The sequence below is a fragment of the Streptomyces sp. NPDC037389 genome (assembly GCF_040636475.1).
GTDB classification, from domain to species: Bacteria; Actinomycetota; Actinomycetes; order Streptomycetales; family Streptomycetaceae; genus Streptomyces; species Streptomyces hesseae.
Genome location: NZ_JBEZUS010000001.1, coordinates 533,823 through 552,667 on the forward strand (window position 1 = coordinate 533,823; position 18,845 = coordinate 552,667).

An 18,845-nucleotide genomic window follows, 5' to 3' on the forward strand; every position below is an offset into this window, starting at 1 on the left:
TCCCACAGCATCAGCGGCGGGCACGGGCCGCCCGCGGCCCGCATGGCCCCGAGCCCGCCCGGCGCTCGAACATCTCTATGCCGGCCTACGACCGTGGTTGGCCCGGCCCTTCTTCAGCCGCCAACGCCGCTTACGGGTGCGCTTCGACACGGGCGTCCCCTCCCTCTGCGGGACGCCGGACGCGGCCCGCCCCCTCGGTCGTAGCGAAGGCCCGTAAGACCGTCAAGGGCGCGCGATCGGCGCCACCACCGCCCCCGTGAGCGCCGCCAGGTCCTCCGGCGCGAGCTCGACCTCCAGCCCCCGCCGCCCCGCCGACACACAGATCGTGGGGTGCGCCCGCGCCGACGCGTCCAGCGCGGTCGGGAGTCGTTTGCGCTGCCCGAGGGGGGAGATGCCGCCCCGGACGTACCCCGTCGTGCGCTCGGCGGCGGCCGGGTCGGCCATCGCGGCACGCTTGCCGCCGACGGCCGTGGCGAGCGACTTGAGGTCGAGGGAGCCCGAGACCGGTACGACGGCCACGGTCAGCGCGCCGTCGACCTCGGCGACGAGGGTCTTGAAGACCCGCCCGGGCTCCACCCCCAGCGCCTGCGCGGCCTCCTCGCCGTAGGAGGGGGTGGCCGGGTCGTGCTCGTAGGCGTGGACGGTGAAGGCGGCGCCGGCCTTCTCCAGGGCGACGATCGCGGGCGTCGCGCCCGCGGCCTGTCGCTTGCCGTTGCCGCCTGCTTTGCCGTTCTTCTTCGCCAAGGACTCGTCCCGTCGGCTAGTTGGGGCTGGTGGGCCGCCGGGTGAGTTCGACGGCGGGCAGGGAGGGGAGTTTGCTCATGACGGCCGTCTCGGCGCGCAGCAGCCGCAGCTCCTCCGCGAGCCGCGAGGTGGTGTCGGGCGCCTGGAGCAGCCGCTGCTTGGCCGGGGTGTCCAGCACGGCCGCCGCCGCGACCAGGTAGGACAGCACCCGGGGCTCGCCCGGCAGGTCCGCGCGGCCCGCCAGTGAGGCGTCGTTCGCCCCGGCCAGCCGCTTCTGGTAGGCGCGGAAGGCCCGGACGACGCCCGAGGCGAGCGCCCCGGCCTCCTCGCCCTGCCGCTCTTCGACGTGCTCGATCTCGGCGGTGAGATACGGGCCGGAGGCGTCGACGGACAGCAGCCGGAAGCGGGTCGTGCCGGTGGCGAGGACCTCGTACGTGCCGTTGGGGCGCTTGCGGATGGTGGCCGCGTCGGCGACGACGCCCATGGAGTAGAAGGAGGTGATCGGGTCGGTGCCGAAGCCGGAGGACGGGCCCGGCTCGGGGCGGGACTCCTCCGGCAGGCCGGGGGCGCTGGGGGCCACCTCGTGGCCGTCGCGGATGGCGACGACGCCGAAGCGGCGCGGTGTGTCCTCGGGCAGCTCCGCCAGGTCGCGCATCAGCGCGCGGTACCGCCGCTCGAATACGTTCAGCGGGAGCACGAGGCCCGGGAACAGCACCGAGTTCAGCGGGAACAGGGGAAGGCGCTCGGTGGTCACGGGCGGTAAGCCTAATGGCCGGGCGGCCCGCCGGAGCGGGGATTTCACCGGGGGCGGAGCGGCCGCGGCCCGCGCCGGCCGCCGGGTCACTGCCGGCGCAGCAGCCGGGACGCCCCCGCCGCGACCGTGGTGGCGAGGATCCAGCCCAGCAGGTTGAGCATCGCGACGACCCACTGGGCGGTGCCGGTGGGCCGCCACGCGGTGCCCTGGCCCAGATCGATGACGGGCAGCAGCAGGTCCAGGGAGTACAGCTCGGGGTTCCACGCCGGGCCCTCGCCCTCCTTCAGCGGGGGCAGCGGCCGGTAGGAGAAGTAGCAGGCGCCGATCGCCCACAGGATCGCCATCCACACGGCGGCCCGGCCCGGCCGGTAGCCGTAGGCCACCGTCCAGTCCTGGAGGTAGCCCCAGGCCTTGCCCGCCGGTGGCAGCGTCTCGCGTCTGCGGCGCTGCTTGGCGAGGAGGACCTCCCGCGCGTCGGCGTCCTCGCCGCTGGCGCGCAGGGCGCCCGCCAGCCGCTCGTAGGGCTCGGGCGCGTACTCCGGGGTGGCCGCCGCCAGCCAGTCCAGGCGGCGGGCGAGGGGGAAGGAGCCCGTCGGGATCAGGTTCTCGTAGGTGAAGCCGGCCATGGCCAGCCCGCCGGGGCCGGGCCAGCTGTCGAAGCGGTCGACGAGATTGACCACGCGCGCCCCGGACAGCACCACCCGGCCGCGCTGCTGCCGCTCCCCGAGGAAGCGCAGCTCGGGCGTCTGCACCCGGCGCAGCGACAGCTCCTGGTCGGCCTCCATCACGAAGCGGGCCTCGCTGAGGTCCACGGCGTCGCCGAACCGTCCGTCGTCCAGCCGCGCCCCGCCCAGGCACTCGAAGCGCCGCTGCCGGTCCTGCTCGGGTGTGGTGGTGGCGATGCCGAACGGGGGAGTGGCGCCGCTGGTGTAGCGGGCGTAGCCGAGGCCCGCCGAGGTCAGGTAGAGGGTGCGCTCGACCTTCAGCTGCGGGGCGTTGAGCGCGCGGCGGCCGAAGGGGTTGTTGAGGGTGGAGCCGCGCAGGCTCAGCGAGGCGCCGATGGTCGCGCCGCGCATGCTCAGCTCGCCGTGGGAGCGCATCATCTCGGCCTGGAGGTCCTGCCCCACGGTCATCCCGTCGGCGGCGATGGACAGCCCGCGCCGGTCGCGGCGCACCACCAGCTGGTTGAGCAGCAGGTCCGTGCCGATGTGGGCGTCGGTGAGCCGGATGCCGTGCTGGACGACGCAGCGCGGCAGGTGCAGATCGCCCTCGGTGCGGATCCGGGCGGCCTCGACCCGGGGGATGGCGCAGCCGACCAGGCGCAGGGTGGAGAAGGTGCTCTCGGGCAGCAGCAGCTGCTGTTCGAACCGGCAGTTGTGGAGCTCCACGTAGGGGGTGACGGTGCCACCGGAGAGATCCAGGGTGCCGGTGATCCGTACGCCGTTGAGCTTGAGCGCGGCCACCCGGCCGGGGTGCGGCGGGGGCCCGCTGAGCAGCAGCAGGGCCACGACCCGGGCGCGCACGGTGCGCTCGGGGCCCCAGGCGTGCTGTCCGGCGGGGTCGTTGAGCTCGGGCCGCGGGCCGCGCAGATCGAGGGTGGCGCCCTTGCGGAAGGCCTCCCACATGTCCCGCTCGGCGGTGGTGAGCTCAAGATCGGCGGGTGGTGCGCCCACGGCTCCCTCGGTCACGGTCTCCCCCTCTCCCCGCCACGGCGGCGCGCGCCCACGACGGCGCGCCGGAGTGCGCATCCTCTGCGGCACCGCGTGTACCCGCCCCATTCCCGCCGGGTGACCGTTCGAACACCGGCGGTGAATGGCGATTGTCCGTCCACCGTCAGCCAAAGATCAACTCTTTGGCGGCATATCAGTGGGTGGTACGGGGAGCGGTGCGACAGGACGGGTCTGAGACAATTGACCGCGTGATCTCCCGAATCGATCTGCGCGGCGACGCCTTCCCTGTGAACGGCATCGACCGCGACCTGCTGCCCCGTGCCGAGCTCGACGTCGAGGCCGCCCTGGAGAAGGTGCGGCCCATCTGCGACGACGTGCATCATCGCGGCACCGCGGCCCTGATCGACTACGCGGAGCGCTTCGACGGAGTGAAGATCGACCGGGTGCGGGTCCCCGCCGAGGCGATCACCAAGGCCCTGGAGGAGCTCGACCCGGCCGTAGGCGCCGCGCTGGAGGAGTCCATCCGCCGCGCCCGCCTCGTCCACCGCGAGCAGCGCCGCACCGACACCACCGTCCAGGTCGTGCCCGGCGGCACGGTCACCGAGCGCTGGGTGCCCGTCCGGCGCGTCGGCCTCTACGTCCCGGGCGGCCGGTCCGTCTACCCCTCGTCCGTCGTGATGAACGTCGTCCCGGCCCAGGAGGCCGGCGTCGGCTCCATGGCCGTCTCCTCCCCGCCCCAGAAGGAGTTCGGCGGCCTGCCGCACCCCACGATCCTGGCCGCCTGCGCGCTGCTGGGCGTCGACGAGGTGTACGCGGCCGGCGGCGCCCAGGCCGTCGCCATGTTCGCCTACGGCACCGACGAGTGCCGCCGGACCGATATGGTCACCGGCCCCGGCAACATCTGGGTCGCCGCCGCCAAGCGGCTGCTCAAGGGCCGTATCGGCATCGACGCCGAGGCCGGCCCCACCGAGATCGCCGTCCTCGCCGACGCCACCGCCGACCCGGCGCACGTCGCCGCCGACCTGATCAGCCAGGCCGAGCACGACCCGCTGGCCGCCTCCGTCCTCGTCACCGACTCCGAGGAGCTCGCGGACGCGGTCGAGAAGGAGCTCGCCGTCCAGGTCGCGGCCACCAGGCACGTCGACGACCGCATCCTCCCCGCGCTCGGCGGCCGCCAGTCCGGCATCGTCCTGGTCGACGGCATCGAGCAGGGCCTGGAGGTCGTGGACGCCTACGCCGCCGAGCACCTGGAGATCCAGACCGCCGACGCCGCCGCCGTGGCCGCCCGCGTCCGCAACGCCGGCGCGATCTTCGTCGGCCCGTACTCCCCGGTGTCCCTGGGCGACTACGCCGCCGGCTCCAACCACGTCCTGCCCACCGGCGGCTGCGCCTGCCACTCCTCCGGGCTGTCCGTCCAGTCCTTCCTGCGCGGCATCCACGTCGTGGACTACAGCCGCGAGGCACTGGCCGATGTCGCGGGCCACGTGGTGACGCTCGCCGAGGCCGAGGACCTGCCCGCCCACGGCGCGGCGGTCAAGGCGAGGTTCGACTGGAAGGTGCCGGCGAGCCAGTGACCGGAATCGACGATCTCCCCATCCGGGACGAACTGCGCGGCAAGTCCCCGTACGGCGCCCCCCAGCTCGACGTGCCCGTACGCCTGAACACCAACGAGAACCCCTACCCCCTCCCCGAGCCCCTCGTGGCCCGGATCGCCGAGCGCGTCGCCGAGGCCGCCCGGCACCTCAACCGCTACCCCGACCGGGACGCGGTCGAGCTGCGCACCGAGCTCGCCAAGTACCTCACCCGCACCACGGGCCACGAGGTCACCATGGGACACGTCTGGGCCGCCAACGGCTCCAACGAGGTCCTCCAGCAACTGCTCCAGACCTTCGGCGGACCCGGCCGCTCGGCCATGGGCTTCGAGCCCTCGTACTCGATGCACGCCCTGATCTCCCGCGGCACCGGCACCGGCTGGATCTCCGGACCCCGCCGCGCCGACTTCACCATCGACGTCGACGCCGCCGAGGCCGCCATCGCCGAGCACCGGCCCGAGGTCGTCTTCATCTGCTCGCCGAACAACCCCACGGGCACGGCGGTCGACGAGGAGACGGTCCTGCGGCTGTACGAGGCCGCGCAGGCGGCCCGCCCGTCGCTGGTGGTCGTCGACGAGGCGTACGGCGAGTTCAGCCACCGCCCCTCGCTGCTGCCGCTGATCGAGGGCCGCCCCCACCTCGTCGTCTCCCGCACCATGTCCAAGGCCTTCGGCGCCGCCGGGCTGCGCCTCGGCTACCTCGCCGCGCACCCCGCCGTGGCCGACGCCGTCCAGCTCGTCCGGCTGCCGTACCACCTGTCGGCCGTCACCCAGGCCACGGCGCTCGCCGCCCTGGAGCACACGGACACGCTGCTCGGCTACGTCGAACAGCTCAAGGCCGAACGCGACCGCATCGTCACCGAGCTGCGCGCCATGGGCTGCGAGGTGACCGATTCCGACGCCAACTTCGTCCAGTTCGGGCGCTTCGACGACAGCCACACCGCATGGCAGGCCATCCTCGACCAGGGTGTCCTGGTACGGGACAACGGCGTCCCCGGCTGGCTGCGGGTGACCGCGGGCACGCCCGAGGAGAACGACGCCTTCCTGGACGCAGTACGCGCCATTCGCAAGGAGAACAACTCATGAGCCGCGTTGGTCGCGTCGAGCGCACCACCAAGGAGACCTCCGTCCTGGTCGAGATAGACCTCGACGGCACCGGGCAGGTCGATGTGTCGACCGGGGTCGGCTTCTACGACCACATGCTCGACCAGCTCGGCCGCCACGGCCTCTTCGACCTCACCGTCAAGACCGACGGCGATCTCCACATCGACACCCACCACACCATCGAGGACACCGCCCTCGCGCTGGGCGCCGCCTTCAAGCAGGCCCTCGGCGACAAGGTGGGCATCTACCGCTTCGGCAACTGCACCGTGCCCCTGGACGAGTCCCTCGCCCAGGTCACCGTGGACCTCTCCGGCCGCCCCTACCTCGTGCACACCGAGCCCGAGAACATGGCGCCGATGATCGGCACGTACGACACGACGATGACCCGGCACATCCTGGAGTCCTTCGTCGCCCAGGCGCAGATCGCCCTCCACGTCCACGTCCCGTACGGGCGCAACGCCCACCACATCGTGGAGTGCCAGTTCAAGGCCCTCGCCCGCGCCCTGCGCTACGCCAGCGAGCGCGACCCGCGCGCGGCCGGCATCCTCCCGTCGACGAAGGGCGCTCTGTGAGTGACGCACGCGCGGCCGCCGGGCCGCAGACGACCGTGATAGCCGCGCCTCTGCGCCGCGCGGGCGGAGAAACGAACGAAAGGGCGCCGCAACCGTGAACGGCACCTCCACCGCGCTCATCCTCGTCGGCCTGTTCCTGGTCGGCGGCATCATCTCGTTCCTCAAGCAGGGCATGCCCAAGGGCCTGATCGTGCTGCTCGGCATAGGCGCGGCCATGTGCCTGGCCGCCGGCCTCCTGCGCGTCGAAGGGCTGTGGTCATGAGCACCCCGAAGAAGGTCGTCGTCCTCGACTACGGCTTCGGCAACGTCCGCTCCGCCGAGCGGGCCCTCGCCCACGTCGGCGCGGACGTCGAGATCACCCGCGACTACGAGACCGCCATGAACGCCGACGGGCTCCTCGTCCCCGGCGTCGGCGCGTTCGCCGCCTGTATGCAGGGCCTGCGCTCCGTCCGGGGCGACTGGATCGTCGGGCGCCGGCTGTCCGGCGGCCGCCCCGTCATGGGCATCTGCGTCGGCATGCAGATCCTCTTCGAGCGCGGCATCGAGCACGGCGTCGAGACCGAGGGCCTCGACGAGTGGCCCGGCACGGTCGAGCCGCTCAAGGCCGACGTCGTCCCCCACATGGGCTGGAACACCGTCACCCCCGCCGAGGACTCCCGGCTCTTCGCCGGCCTCGACGCCGGCACCCGCTACTACTTCGTGCACTCCTACGCCGTGCGCGAGTGGAGCCTGGAGGTCGGCAACGCCAACATCCGCGCCCCCAAGGTCACCTGGGCCACCCATGGCGAGCCGTTCGTCGCCGCCGTGGAGAACGGCCCGCTGTGGGCCACCCAGTTCCACCCCGAGAAGTCCGGCGACGCCGGAGCCCAGCTGCTGACCAACTGGATCGAGACCCTCTGATGCCCAAGCTCGAACTCCTTCCCGCCGTCGACGTCCGTGACGGCCAGGCCGTCCGCCTGGTCCACGGCGAGTCGGGCTCGGAGACCTCCTACGGCGACCCGCTCACCGCCGCTCTCGCCTGGCAGCGGGCCGGCGCCGAGTGGCTCCACCTGGTCGACCTGGACGCCGCCTTCGGCACAGGCGACAACCGCGCGCAGGTCGCCGAGGTCGCCCGCTCCATGGACATCAAGGTCGAACTCTCCGGCGGCATCCGTGACGACGCCTCGCTCGCCGCGGCCCTCGCCACCGGCTGCACCCGCGTCAACCTCGGCACCGCCGCCCTGGAGTCCCCCGAGTGGGTCGCCAAGGTCATCGCCGAGCACGGCGACCGCATCGCGGTCGGCCTGGACGTCCGCGGCACCACCCTGCGCGGCCGCGGCTGGACCCGCGACGGCGGCGACCTCTACGAGACCCTCGCCCGCCTCGACTCCGAGGGCTGCGCCCGCTACGTCGTCACCGACATCGCCAAGGACGGCACCCTCCAGGGCCCCAACCTGGAGCTGCTGAAGAACGTCTGCGCCGCAACCGACCGTCCGGTCGTGGCCTCCGGCGGGGTCTCCTCTCTTGACGACCTGCGCGCGATCGCCACCCTGGTACCGGAGGGTGTCGAAGGCGCGATCGTCGGGAAGGCCCTCTACGCCAAGGCGTTCACCTTGGAAGAGGCCCTGGAGGCAGTGTCCGTATGAGCGATACCCCGGCCCGGCGGCACGTCCAGACGAACAGTCCTTGGGAAGCGGAGATCGGCTTCGCACGTGCCGTCGCGGTGGGGGACCGGGTGCATGTCGCCGGGACGATGCCGCTGGTGAACGGCGTCCTCCACGGCGAGGGCGATCCCTACGAGCAGGCCCGCACGGCCTTCGGCAACGCGCTCGCCGCGCTGGAGGAGTTCGGCCTCGGCCCGGAGTCCGTCGTCCGCACCCGGATGTATCTCACCCACGCGCGGGACGTGGACGCGGTCGGCCGCGCCCACAAGGAGCTCTTCGACGCCGTCCGGCCCGCCGCGACCTTGGTCGTGGTCTCCGGCTTCGCCGACTCCCGTGTGCTGGTCGAAGTAGAAGTAGAAGCTTTCAGAGGAGCAACGGCGTGACCCTCGCGGTCCGAGTCATCCCCTGCCTGGACGTGGACAACGGCCGGGTCGTCAAGGGCGTCAATTTCCAGAACCTGCGCGACGCGGGCGACCCCGTCGAAATGGCCAGGATCTACGGTCAGGAGGGCGCCGACGAGCTGACCTTCCTCGACATCACGGCCTCTTCCGGCAACCGTGAGACCACCTACGACGTGGTGCGCCGCACCGCCGAGCAGGTCTTCATCCCGCTGACGGTCGGCGGCGGCGTCCGCACCGCCGAGGACGTCGACAAGCTGCTGCGGGCCGGCGCCGACAAGGTCGGTGTCAACACCGCCGCCATCGAACGGCCGGAGCTGATCCGCGAGATCGCCGAGCGCTTCGGCCGCCAGGTGCTGGTCCTGTCGGTGGACGCTCGTCGTACGGCCTCCGGCTCCTTCGAGGTCACGACCCACGGCGGCCGCCGCGGCACCGGCATGGACGCCGTGGAGTGGGCCCACCGCGCCGCCGAACTGGGCGCCGGCGAGATCCTGCTGAACTCCATGGACGCCGACGGCACCAAGGACGGCTACGACACGGAGATGATCACCGCCGTGCGCCGCCATGTCACGGTCCCCGTCATCGCCAGCGGCGGCGCGGGCCGCCTGGAGCACTTCGCCCCGGCGGTCGAGGCCGGCGCGGACGCGGTCCTGGCCGCGTCCGTCTTCCACTTCGGCGACCTGCGCATCACGGACGTGAAGGGTGCGCTGAAGGACGCGGGACATCCGGTCCGCTAGCCGAGATTCCGCTAACTGAGATCCAGCCCGTCCGGCGTTTGAGGACCGGGGGCTCGGGGGCGGAGCCCCTGAAGGAAACGGGAAGGGGCGGGACCGGGGCAGCGCAACGGCCCCCGCCCCCTACTTCCGGATCAGCAAGAAGATCGCCCCGACCACCAGCGCCAGCGCGATCGCCGCCACCCCATAAGTCACCCGATGTGCCCGCAGCACGGGCAGGTAGTGGTCGGCCGCATACGCTCCCGGCCCGGTCAGCGCCAGCGAAGCCGCCGCGACGGCCACCAGGAGCGTGAACTCCACCCCACTGGGCAGCAGGAATCCCCCCTCCCAGGTCACCCCCAGCGCGTTGACCATCGTGCCCAGCACCGCCGCCGCGGCCAGCGGTGTCAGCAGCCCCAGGAACAGCCCGGCCCCGCCGAGCGACTCACTGAGCCCGGCGATCACGGACATCGCCTTCGCGGCCGGATAACCGGCCTGCTTGAAGTACTGGGCCGTCCCGTCGATGCCCGCCCCGTCGAACCACCCGAACAGCTTCTGCGTACCGTGAGTGACCATGATGATGCCGAGCATCATGCGCAGCAGCAGGAGGCCCAAGGAATAGCCGGTCAGCGCCGACGACACCTGGTCGCGCCGCTGCCCGGCGAAGATGTGCGTCGTTCTGCTCCGGAAAGCCATGATCGGCACCTTCTTCCGCCCTCGGTACCAGTGTCACCCCGGGTCACGGGGGTCCGCCATACGCCAGGAGAAGCAAAGGCGCCAGTCGGGGCCGGTGGGTGACCGGAGCCCCAGCGGCCTAGAGCCCCAGCGACGCCGCCTTGAGCTTGGCGATCGCCGTGTCCTCACCCGCCAGCTCCACCCGCGCCGCGTCCTGCCGCCCGAAGACGAACAGCAGCAGCTCGCCGGGCTCCCCGGTGACCGTCACCACGGGCGCGCCCTTCTGGGCGACCGCCGTCCGCCCGTCCGGGCGCCGCAACACCAGGCCCACCGGCGACTTCCGGCCAGCCAGCCGGGCGGTGCGCTCCAGCCGGCTCCACAGCGCGTCCGCGAAGACGGGGTCCAGGTCGCGGGGCGTCCACTCCGGCTGGGCCCGGCGCACGTCCTCGGTGTGGACGTAGAACTCCACGGTGTTGGCCGCCTCGTCGACCTGCTTGAGGGCGAACGGAGAGGTGCGCGGCGGCCCGGTGCGGATGAGCTGGATCAGCTCCTCGTACGGCTTGGCCGCGAATTCCGCCTGCACCCGCTCCAGCCGGCCGGCCAATGGCTTGATCACGACGCCGGCGGCGGCGTCGGGCCGCCGCTCGCGCACCACGGTGTGGGCGGCGAGATCACGGGCCCGCCAGCCCTCGCAGAGGGTGGGCGCGTCGGGGCCCACCGTCTCCAACAGATCGGCGAGGAGCAGACGTTCGCGCTGCGCATGGGTTGACATGGCGTCAGCCTACGACCATGGTCCGGCCGAAGCCACGGGGCCCGCGCCCAGGCGTGTCCGGCCACCGGCGGCGGCGCCACCGGCGCGGACGGGGGACAATGGAACCATGACCGGCAACACCCGCCCCCTCTCCAATCTCGACCCCGCCATCGCCGCCAGGCTCAAGCGGAGCGTCGACGGCCTGATCCCCGCCGTCGCCCAGCAGTACGACACCGGTGAGGTGCTCATGCTCGGCTGGATGGACGACGAGGCCCTCCACCGCACGCTCACCACCGGCCGCTGTACGTACTGGAGCCGCAGCCGCCAGGAGTACTGGGTCAAGGGAGACACCTCGGGGCACGCGCAGCACGTCAAGTCCGTCGCCCTGGACTGCGACGCGGACACGATCCTGGTCAAGGTCGACCAGGCCGGACCGGCCTGCCACACCGGCACCCGGACCTGTTTCGATTCCGGCGAACTGCCGCTGGGCGGCTAGAGCGGCGCCGCAGCCAGTAGGCTCCGCTGCCATGGCTGCCACGTCCGCACACGCTTCCCACGGCCCCGGCGGAGCCGGCGGGGATGTCACCCCCGACGCGGGGACCTTCCGCACGCTCGCCAAGGACCGCCGGGTCATCCCGGTCACCCGCCGCTTCCTCGCCGACGGCGACACGCCCGTGGGCCTCTACCGCAAGCTCGCCGCAGAGCGGCCCGGCACGTTCCTGCTGGAGTCCGCCGAGAACGGCCGCACCTGGTCCCGTTACTCCTTCATCGGCGTCCGCAGCTCGGCCGCCCTGACCGTGCGCGACGGCGAGGCCCACTGGCTGGGCACCCCGCCCGTGGGCGTCCCCACCGGCGGGGACCCGCTGGCCGCGCTGCGGGCCACCGTGGCGGCGCTGCACACCCCCCGCGACCTCATCGAGGGCACGGGGCTGCCGCCCTTCACCGGCGGCATGGTCGGCTACCTGGGCTACGACATCGTGCGTCGCCTGGAGAAGATCGGCGAGCACGGTGAGGACACCCTCGGGCTGCCCGAGCTGACCATGCTCCTCACCTCGGACCTCGCCGTCCTCGACCACTGGAACGGCACGGTCCTGCTGATCGCCAACGCGATCAACCACGACAACCGCGATTCCGGCATCGACGAGGCGTACGCCGACGCCGTCGCCCGCCTCGACGCCATGGCCGCCGACCTCTGCCGCTCGGTGCCCACCCAGCCCACCGCCCTGCCGTCCTCCGAGCTGCCCGAGTACACCGCCCGCTGGGGCGGACCCGACTTCATGGCGGCCGTCGAGGACATCAAGGAGCGCATCCGCGCGGGGGAGGCCTTCCAGGTCGTGCCCTCGCAGCGGTTCGAGACCCCCTGCACCGCCTCCGCCCTCGACGTCTACCGGGTGCTGCGGGCCACCAACCCCAGCCCGTACATGTATCTCTTCCGCTTCCCGGACGGCGACGGCGGCGCGTTCGACGTGGTCGGCTCCAGCCCCGAGGCCCTGGTGAAGGTCGAGGACGGACGGGCGCTGGTGCACCCCATCGCCGGCACCCGCCCGCGCGGCGCCACCCCGCAGGAGGACGCCGCCCTAGCCGAGGAACTGCTGGCCGACCCCAAGGAGCGCGCCGAGCACCTGATGCTCGTCGACCTCGGCCGCAACGACCTGGGCCGGGTCTGCGAGCCCGGCAGCGTCGAGGTCGTCGACTTCATGTCGGTCGAGCGCTACAGCCATGTGATGCACATCGTCTCCACCGTCACGGGCCGTCTCGCGCCGGGCCGCAGCGCCTTCGACGTCCTCACGGCCTGCTTCCCGGCCGGCACGTTGTCGGGCGCGCCCAAGCCGCGTGCCATGCAGATCATCGAGGAGCTGGAGCCCTCCCGCCGGGGCCTGTACGGGGGCTGTGTCGGTTACCTCGACTTCGCCGGGGACTCCGACACCGCCATCGCCATCCGCACCGCCCTCCTCCGGAACGGCACCGCCTACGTCCAGGCCGGCGCCGGCATCGTCGCCGACTCCGACCCGGCGGCGGAAGACGCGGAATGCCGCCACAAGGCCGGCGCGGTCCTGAGAGCGGTCCACACGGCGAACCGGCTCGATTCCAGCCCGTCCGGGGGCACCTCCCAGCGGTAGCCGGGGGAGTCCGAGGACCGGGGTCCGGGGCGGAGCCCCGGTTACGGGAAGGGGCGGGACCGGGGAAGGAACCACCGGCACCCCCGCCCCGCACCACCCTCCTCCACAGGGGATAGTGGTACCCGTGACCACAGCTGTACCTAACCCCCGAGCCGGCAGGCGCAGCGTCGCCGCTGCCCTCGTCCTGGGCGCGGCCGGCGCCGCCCTCGTCCTCCTGGCCGGCGGCCGCACCTGGTCCGAGGGCACCGCCGCCGCCGAGCGGGGCATCAGCATGGCCCAGCAGGCCAGCGGCCAGGAGGTCACGGCCCTGCCGGACGCCCTGGCCGTCGTCGGCCTCGCCGCGCTCGTCGCCGTCTTCGCCGTGCGCGGCGCGGGCCGCCGCCTCGTCTCCGGGCTGCTCGTGATGAGCGGCGCAGGCGTGGTGGGCGCGGCGGTCACCGGCCTGAGCGACACCTCCGCCCTGGAGGAGAAGGCCGCCAAGGTCGCGGGCCTGACCAGTGCCTCCATCGACGACGTCGGGCACACCGCCTGGCCGTGGGTCGCCGTCGCCGGCGGCGTCCTGCTCCTCCTCGCCGGGCTGCTCGCCATGCGCTTCGGCAGTCAGTGGCCCGCCATGTCCGGCCGCTACGAGCGCGGCGACGCCCCCGCCCCGCGCCGCGCCAAGGCCCCCGCCGACCCGGACCGGCCCGAGGAGCTGTGGAAGGCCCTCGACCGGGGCGAGGACCCCACGGGCGCCCCCGGACGGTGACACGCCCGGGCCGGACGCCAACCCCGGCGCACGGCCGCCCGGCGCGTCGGGGACAATGGCCCCGAGCGATCTCCGCGCCCGCGGGCGCGACACAGCAACGAGGAGTCAACTCATGTCGGGTAGCGACCACGGACACACCCCGGCCGCCTGGACCGGTGTCACCATCGCCTTCATCGGCTTCTGCATCTCGGGCGCGTTCGTCGTCATGGCCAAGCCCGTCGGTTTCTGGGCCGGCATGGTCGTGGTGGTCCTCGGCGGCGTCGTCGGCGGGGTCATGCGCATGATGGGCATGGGCCAGGCCCCCAAGAAGGCCCTGCGGACCCAGGCCGCCGAGAGCCGGGCCTGATCAGCCCCGTTCCTTCGGCGCCGAGGCGCGGCCAGGACCGTACGGAATCCCCCGTACGGACGTCCTGAGCTGCGCCTTCGTGCTACCGGGCGGAGACTGCGCGATGTGACGACGGATCCCGCACGGGACGGCGGCCGCGCCGCCGCCCCGCTCGAGTCCCTGCCGCGCCGCCTGGCCGCGCCGCTCGGCGTCGCCGCCGGGCTGGGCGCGGCCGTCGCCTGGGTGGCCGTCCGGGACCCCAACCGTCCCGGTTTCTATCCCGTCTGCCCGCTGCTGCGCCGGACGGGGCTGTACTGCCCCGGCTGCGGCGGGCTGCGCGGCCTCCACGCCCTGGCCCACGGCGACCTCGCCACGGCGCTCGGGGCGAACGCCCTGGCCGTCGCCGGGTACGCCGCCTTCGCCGTCCTCTGGACGCTGTGGCTGGTCCGGGCGGCCCGGACAGGCGGGGGCATGCCCGTCGCGTTCCGGCCAGAACACGTCCGGGCGCTGGCCGCGATCGTTGTGCTGTTCACGGTCGTACGCAATCTGCCGTGCGGCTCGGCACTCGTGCCGTAGATCCCACCCGTGAGCCGTACGTTCGGTGATGGATTCGCTCCGGCGGCGGCACTGACCGGTGCGGATCGATATGGATCGACACCGGCCGGTACGGACCGATGCTGATCGTTCGCGTACGGTGTGCGTAGCGTGAACACCGCGCGCAAGCCACGCGCCACGGACCGTGCGCGCCGGAGGGTATTCCTCCGGTCGTCCGGTGGGAGGGATGCGCGTCAACCGGATGCGAAACCTTCGCCCTCCGGCAAGTACCATCGCAATTGCCTGATGTGGTGAAGTCGTGCCGCATCAGACCTGACCAGCCGATTCCGGAAGGGGGCCGCTCGCGTGAGTGTGCTCGACGAGATCATCGACGGAGTCCGTGCGGACCTCGCGGAGCGGCAGGCGCGCGTCAGCCTCGACGATCTCAAGGAGCGCGCGGCCCGGGCCCCGCAGGCCAGGGACGGCGCCGCCGCCCTGCGCGGCGAGAACGTCAGCGTGATCTGCGAGGTCAAGCGGTCCAGCCCCTCCAAGGGCGCCCTCGCCGCCATCGCCGACCCGGCCGGCCTCGCCGCGGACTACGAGGCGGGCGGCGCGTCCGTCATCAGCGTCCTCACCGAGCAGCGCCGCTTCGGCGGCTCGCTCGCCGACCTGGAGGCCGTCCGCGCCCGGGTCGACATCCCGATCCTGCGCAAGGACTTCATCGTCACGGCCTACCAGCTGTGGGAGGCCCGCGCCTACGGCGCCGACCTGGCCCTGCTGATCGTCGCCGCGCTGGAGCAGGAGGCCCTCGTCTCCCTCATCGAGCGGGCCGAGTCCATCGGGCTCACCCCGCTGGTCGAGGTGCACGACGAGGAGGAGGTCCAGCGCGCCGTCGACGCCGGCGCCCGGATCATCGGCGTCAACGCCCGTAACCTCAAGACCCTTGAGGTGGACCGGGGCACTTTCGCCCGGGTGGCCCCCGAGATCCCCGACAGCATCGTCAAGATCGCCGAGTCCGGTGTCCGCGGCCCCCACGACCTCATCGCCTACGCCAACGACGGCGCCGACGCCGTCCTCGTGGGCGAGTCCCTGGTCACCGGCCGCGACCCCCGGACGGCCGTGGCCGACCTGGTCGCCGCCGGCGCCCACCCCGCCCTCCGGCACGGACGGGGCTGACGAGCGGAGATGACCACCGGCCGCGCACGCCGCAGGGGTCCGGGCCGACGCCTGGCCCCCGTCGGCGTGCCCGCGGCCGGACGGCCGGGCACCGGCCCGGACTCCCCGCAGCACTCCTACGCCCGGCTGGCCCGGGGCTGTCGCCCCCGCGGCTGCCGGGCGCCCGCGCGCCGCGTCCGCGGCCGCCGGGTGCGGTACCACATCGGCTGTGAGCCGGGTCAGATCAACGGGATGCGATGGCGTCGCGGCGTTCAGCCGTAACCTTCCGTCATCACCGGGCAGGGCGCCCTCAAGGCACCGCACCCGGAACTTCCGCACATCCCAGGAGTGCTCACATGTCCTCCGGCTTCTTCGTACCCGACCCCGAGGGCCAGGTGCCGAACGCGTCCGGCTACTTCGGCGCCTTCGGCGGCAAGTTCATCCCCGAGGCCCTCGTCGCCGCCGTCGACCAGGTCGCCGCCGAGTACGACAAGGCCAAGGCCGACCCGGCCTTCGCCGCCGAGCTCGACGACCTGATGGTCAACTACGCGGGTCGCCCCAGCCCGCTCACCGAAGTGCCGCGCTTCGCCCGGCACGCGGGCGGCGCCCGGGTCTTCGTCAAGCGCGAGGACCTCAACCACACCGGCTCCCACAAGATCAACAACGTGCTGGGCCAGGCGCTGCTCACCAAGCGCATGGGCAAGACCCGTGTCATCGCCGAGACCGGCGCGGGTCAGCACGGCGTCGCCACCGCCACCGCCTGCGCCCTCTTCGGCCTCGAGTGCACCATTTACATGGGCGAGGTCGACACTCAGCGGCAGGCGCTGAACGTCGCCCGGATGCGGATGCTCGGCGCCGAGGTCATCTCCGTGAAGTCCGGCAGCCGCACGCTGAAGGACGCCATCAACGAGGCCTTCCGCGACTGGGTCGCCAACGTCGACCGCACCCACTACCTCTTCGGCACGGTCGCCGGGCCCCACCCCTTCCCGGCCCTGGTCCGCGACTTCCACCGCGTCATCGGCGTCGAGGCCCGCCGCCAGATCCTCGAGCGCGTCGGCCGGCTCCCCGACGCCGCCGTCGCGTGCGTGGGCGGCGGCTCCAACGCCATCGGCCTCTTCCACGCCTTCCTCCCCGACGAGGGCGTCCGGCTGATCGGCTGCGAACCCGGCGGCCACGGCGTGGAGACCGGCGAGCACGCGGCCACCCTCACCGAGGGCACCCCCGGCATCCTCCACGGCTCGCGCTCCTACGTCCTCCAGGACGAGGACGGCCAGATCACCGAGCCGTACTCGATCTCCGCCGGCCTCGACTACCCCGGCATCGGCCCCGAGCACTCCTACCTCAAGGACACCGGCCGCGCCGAGTACCGGGCCGTCACCGACGCCCAGGCCATGGAGGCGCTGCGGCTGCTCTCCCGCACCGAGGGCATCATCCCGGCCATCGAGAGCGCCCACGCGCTCGCGGGCGCGCTGGAGATCGGCCGTGAGCTGGGCGAGGACGGCCTGATCCTGGTGAACCTCTCCGGGCGGGGCGACAAGGACATGGACACCGCGGCCCGCTACTTCGGGCTGTACGACACCGCGGACACCGCGGGCACTGCCGAGGGGGCCGAGTGATGGCGGGCAACATCGAACTCCTGAACTCGGTCCTGGCCGCGGCCAAGTCCGAGAACCGCGCCGCGCTGGTGGGCTACCTCCCGGCCGGCTTCCCCACCGTCGCCGACGGCATCCGGGCCGTCACCGCGATGCTCGACGGCGGCTGCGACATCGTCGAGGTCGGGCTGCCGCACAGCGACCCGGTCCTGGACGGGCCGGTCATCCAGACCGCCGACGACATCGCCCTACGCGGCGGCATCAAGATCGTCGACGTGATCCGTACTGTCAAGGAGGCGCACGAGATCACCGGCGCGCCCGTGCTGGTGATGACCTACTGGAACCCGGTCGACGCCTACGGCGTGGAGCGCTTCGCCGCCGACCTGGCCGCCGCCGGGGGAGCGGGCTGCATCCTGCCGGACCTGCCGGTCGAGGAGTCCGAGACCTGGCGCAAGGCCGCCGAACAGCACGGCCTGGCCACGGTGTTCGTCGTCGCCCCGAGCAGCCGCGACGAACGCCTCGCCAAGATCACGGCGGCGGGCAGCGGCTTCGTCTACGCCGCCTCGCTGATGGGCGTCACGGGCACCCGCGAGTCGGTCGGCCGCGAGGCCCAGGACCTGGTGCGCCGCACCCGGGCCGTCACCGACCTGCCGGTCTGTGTGGGCCTCGGCGTCTCCAACGCCACGCAGGCCGAGGAGGTCGCCCAGTTCGCCGACGGCGTCATCGTCGGCTCGGCGTTCGTCAAGCGCCTGCTGGACGCGCCGGACCTGGAGTCCGGCATCGCGGCGGTCCGCTCCCTGGCGGGCGAGCTGGCGGAGGGCGTTCGCAAGCGCGCGTAACTCTTTTGAAGGAAACGACGACCGGGGGCGCGCTTGAGCGTGCCCCCGGTTCGTTGTAGGGGGATGTGAGCCAGAAGAACAACGACGGTAAGCGCGGCGCCCGCGAGCGGCTACAGGAGCAGCGCCGGAAGGAAGAGTCCCGTGCCAAGCGCAAGCGGACCCTGATCGCGGCCGTCGTGGTGGCCGCCGTCCTGGGCGCCGGCGCCGGCATCGCCGCCCTGGTGGCCAACTCCGGCGGCGGCAAGGACAATAAGCGCAAGACGGCCGGCCCCCTCGTCGCCCCCCAGGGCGCCATCGGCAAGGACGGCCTCGCCATCCCCGTCGGCAACACCGCCGCCAAGGCCAACCTGATCGTCTTCGAGGACTTCCGCTGCCCCGGCTGCGGCCAGTTCGAGAACGGCTTCCGCGACACGATCCACGACCTGGAGGGCAAGGGCCAGCTGAAGGCCGAGTACACCCTGGTCTCGCTGATCGACAAGAACCTCGGCGGCTCGGGCTCCCTGAACGCCGCGAACGCGGCGGCCTGCGCCCAGGACGCCGGGAAGTTCCTCCCGTACCACGACGAGCTCTACAAGAACCAGCCGCCGGAGACGGACGACGCCTACGGCAAGAAGGCCAAGCTGCTGGAGCTCGCGGGCAAGGTGGAGGGCCTGAACACCGCGTCCTTCCAGAAGTGCGTCGAGGACGGCACCCACAACAGCTGGGTCCAGAAGTCCCAGGACGTCTTCAGCAAGTCGGGCCACCGCGGCACCCCCACGGTCATCCTCAACGGCAAGAGCCTGTACGACGACCCGACGCACCCGCTGACGCCGCAGAAGCTGCGGGAGCTGGTGGCGGCGGCTCAGAAGAAGTAGGGGTGCGGGTTTGCGGAGGATTGGCCTCGAATGACCGGAGTTTGAGATTCCGGATATGTAATG

Annotated in this window: 23 protein-coding genes; 18 read left to right on the forward strand and 5 right to left on the reverse strand. The window is 72.7% G+C overall.

The window, feature by feature from the left end; all coding sequences use genetic code 11:
* Positions 1 to 222 precede the first annotated feature (222 nt).
* The 3 genes from ybaK to AB0E98_RS02565 all read right to left on the reverse strand — a co-directional run bounded on the left by ybaK (position 223) and on the right by AB0E98_RS02565 (position 3,186).
* Positions 223 to 744, reverse strand: a complete 522-nt coding sequence (ybaK, locus tag AB0E98_RS02555) for a Cys-tRNA(Pro) deacylase (RefSeq protein WP_311613208.1) — start codon at positions 742 to 744, stop codon at positions 223 to 225.
* Between the two features lie 16 nt (positions 745 to 760).
* A complete protein-coding gene (locus tag AB0E98_RS02560; RefSeq protein ID WP_361697727.1) occupies positions 761 to 1,498 on the reverse strand; it encodes an LON peptidase substrate-binding domain-containing protein in 738 nt (245 codons plus the stop codon).
* Positions 1,499 to 1,584: 86 nt separating this feature from the next.
* Complete coding sequence (locus AB0E98_RS02565) at positions 1,585 to 3,186, reverse strand: oxidoreductase (RefSeq protein WP_361697729.1); 1,602 nt, start codon at positions 3,184 to 3,186, stop codon at positions 1,585 to 1,587.
* A gap of 230 nt (positions 3,187 to 3,416) precedes the next feature.
* On the opposite strand from AB0E98_RS02565, the gene hisD reads away from it, so the two are divergent.
* From hisD to hisF, 8 genes are all read left to right on the forward strand, one after another.
* On the forward strand, positions 3,417 to 4,742 hold the full coding sequence (gene hisD / locus AB0E98_RS02570; RefSeq protein WP_361697731.1) for a histidinol dehydrogenase: 1,326 nt from the start codon (positions 3,417 to 3,419) through the stop codon (positions 4,740 to 4,742).
* Entirely contained in the window at positions 4,739 to 5,845 is a 1,107-nt protein-coding gene (locus AB0E98_RS02575) for a histidinol-phosphate transaminase (RefSeq protein ID WP_361697733.1), read from the forward strand. The genes hisD and AB0E98_RS02575 overlap by 4 nt, the downstream gene beginning before the upstream one ends.
* Positions 5,842 to 6,435, forward strand: coding sequence for an imidazoleglycerol-phosphate dehydratase HisB (hisB, locus tag AB0E98_RS02580; protein ID WP_030364737.1), 594 nt, complete (start codon positions 5,842 to 5,844; stop codon positions 6,433 to 6,435). The genes AB0E98_RS02575 and hisB overlap by 4 nt, the downstream gene beginning before the upstream one ends.
* A gap of 94 nt (positions 6,436 to 6,529) precedes the next feature.
* Positions 6,530 to 6,697 (forward strand): hypothetical protein, encoded by a 168-nt coding sequence (locus AB0E98_RS02585; RefSeq protein ID WP_311613214.1) that lies wholly within the window; start codon positions 6,530 to 6,532, stop codon positions 6,695 to 6,697.
* Positions 6,694 to 7,335 carry an imidazole glycerol phosphate synthase subunit HisH gene (gene hisH / locus AB0E98_RS02590; protein ID WP_361697737.1) on the forward strand — a complete coding sequence of 214 codons (642 nt, stop codon included), beginning with the start codon at positions 6,694 to 6,696 and terminating at the stop codon, positions 7,333 to 7,335. Before AB0E98_RS02585 ends, hisH begins: the two co-directional genes overlap by 4 nt.
* Positions 7,335 to 8,060 carry a bifunctional 1-(5-phosphoribosyl)-5-((5-phosphoribosylamino)methylideneamino)imidazole-4-carboxamide isomerase/phosphoribosylanthranilate isomerase PriA gene (priA, locus tag AB0E98_RS02595; RefSeq protein WP_361697740.1) on the forward strand — a complete coding sequence of 242 codons (726 nt, stop codon included), beginning with the start codon at positions 7,335 to 7,337 and terminating at the stop codon, positions 8,058 to 8,060. Before hisH ends, priA begins: the two co-directional genes overlap by 1 nt.
* Entirely contained in the window at positions 8,057 to 8,461 is a 405-nt protein-coding gene (locus tag AB0E98_RS02600; RefSeq protein WP_361697742.1) for a RidA family protein, read from the forward strand. The genes priA and AB0E98_RS02600 overlap by 4 nt, the downstream gene beginning before the upstream one ends.
* A complete protein-coding gene (hisF, locus tag AB0E98_RS02605) occupies positions 8,458 to 9,213 on the forward strand; it encodes an imidazole glycerol phosphate synthase subunit HisF (protein WP_361697744.1) in 756 nt (251 codons plus the stop codon). The genes AB0E98_RS02600 and hisF overlap by 4 nt, the downstream gene beginning before the upstream one ends.
* Before the next feature lie 120 nt (positions 9,214 to 9,333).
* On the opposite strand, the gene AB0E98_RS02610 is transcribed toward hisF, so the two are convergent.
* Together AB0E98_RS02610 and AB0E98_RS02615 are read right to left on the reverse strand one after the other, a co-directional pair.
* Positions 9,334 to 9,885, reverse strand: a complete 552-nt coding sequence (locus AB0E98_RS02610) for a DoxX family protein (RefSeq protein WP_361697746.1) — start codon at positions 9,883 to 9,885, stop codon at positions 9,334 to 9,336.
* Between the two features lie 118 nt (positions 9,886 to 10,003).
* Positions 10,004 to 10,636 (reverse strand): TIGR03085 family metal-binding protein, encoded by a 633-nt coding sequence (locus AB0E98_RS02615; protein WP_361697748.1) that lies wholly within the window; start codon positions 10,634 to 10,636, stop codon positions 10,004 to 10,006.
* A 106-nt stretch (positions 10,637 to 10,742) separates the two neighbouring features.
* Here AB0E98_RS02615 and hisI point away from each other — a divergent pair, with 106 nt between their 5' ends.
* The 10 genes from hisI to AB0E98_RS02665 all read left to right on the forward strand — a co-directional run bounded on the left by hisI (position 10,743) and on the right by AB0E98_RS02665 (position 18,782).
* The gene (gene hisI, locus AB0E98_RS02620) at positions 10,743 to 11,111 is read left to right on the forward strand and encodes a phosphoribosyl-AMP cyclohydrolase (protein ID WP_361697750.1); all 369 of its coding nucleotides are present in this window, start codon (positions 10,743 to 10,745) and stop codon (positions 11,109 to 11,111) included.
* 31 nt (positions 11,112 to 11,142) lie between these two features.
* Positions 11,143 to 12,735 carry an anthranilate synthase component I gene (locus AB0E98_RS02625; protein ID WP_361697752.1) on the forward strand — a complete coding sequence of 531 codons (1,593 nt, stop codon included), beginning with the start codon at positions 11,143 to 11,145 and terminating at the stop codon, positions 12,733 to 12,735.
* 124 nt (positions 12,736 to 12,859) lie between these two features.
* Positions 12,860 to 13,483 carry a TIGR02234 family membrane protein gene (locus tag AB0E98_RS02630; RefSeq protein WP_361697754.1) on the forward strand — a complete coding sequence of 208 codons (624 nt, stop codon included), beginning with the start codon at positions 12,860 to 12,862 and terminating at the stop codon, positions 13,481 to 13,483.
* Positions 13,484 to 13,595: 112 nt separating this feature from the next.
* Positions 13,596 to 13,829 carry an HGxxPAAW family protein gene (locus AB0E98_RS02635; protein WP_311613224.1) on the forward strand — a complete coding sequence of 78 codons (234 nt, stop codon included), beginning with the start codon at positions 13,596 to 13,598 and terminating at the stop codon, positions 13,827 to 13,829.
* Between the two features lie 105 nt (positions 13,830 to 13,934).
* Entirely contained in the window at positions 13,935 to 14,384 is a 450-nt protein-coding gene (locus AB0E98_RS02640) for a DUF2752 domain-containing protein (protein WP_361697756.1), read from the forward strand.
* 324 nt (positions 14,385 to 14,708) lie between these two features.
* The gene (trpC, locus tag AB0E98_RS02645) at positions 14,709 to 15,518 is read left to right on the forward strand and encodes an indole-3-glycerol phosphate synthase TrpC (RefSeq protein WP_361697758.1); all 810 of its coding nucleotides are present in this window, start codon (positions 14,709 to 14,711) and stop codon (positions 15,516 to 15,518) included.
* Between the two features lie 66 nt (positions 15,519 to 15,584).
* Positions 15,585 to 15,779 carry a hypothetical protein gene (locus AB0E98_RS02650; RefSeq protein ID WP_361698151.1) on the forward strand — a complete coding sequence of 65 codons (195 nt, stop codon included), beginning with the start codon at positions 15,585 to 15,587 and terminating at the stop codon, positions 15,777 to 15,779.
* 74 nt (positions 15,780 to 15,853) lie between these two features.
* The gene (gene trpB, locus AB0E98_RS02655; protein ID WP_361697760.1) at positions 15,854 to 17,113 is read left to right on the forward strand and encodes a tryptophan synthase subunit beta; all 1,260 of its coding nucleotides are present in this window, start codon (positions 15,854 to 15,856) and stop codon (positions 17,111 to 17,113) included.
* The gene (gene trpA, locus AB0E98_RS02660) at positions 17,113 to 17,928 is read left to right on the forward strand and encodes a tryptophan synthase subunit alpha (RefSeq protein ID WP_361697762.1); all 816 of its coding nucleotides are present in this window, start codon (positions 17,113 to 17,115) and stop codon (positions 17,926 to 17,928) included. Before trpB ends, trpA begins: the two co-directional genes overlap by 1 nt.
* Positions 17,929 to 17,993: 65 nt before the next feature.
* Positions 17,994 to 18,782, forward strand: coding sequence for a thioredoxin domain-containing protein (locus AB0E98_RS02665; RefSeq protein ID WP_361697764.1), 789 nt, complete (start codon positions 17,994 to 17,996; stop codon positions 18,780 to 18,782).
* The last annotated feature ends 63 nt before the right edge of the window (positions 18,783 to 18,845 follow it).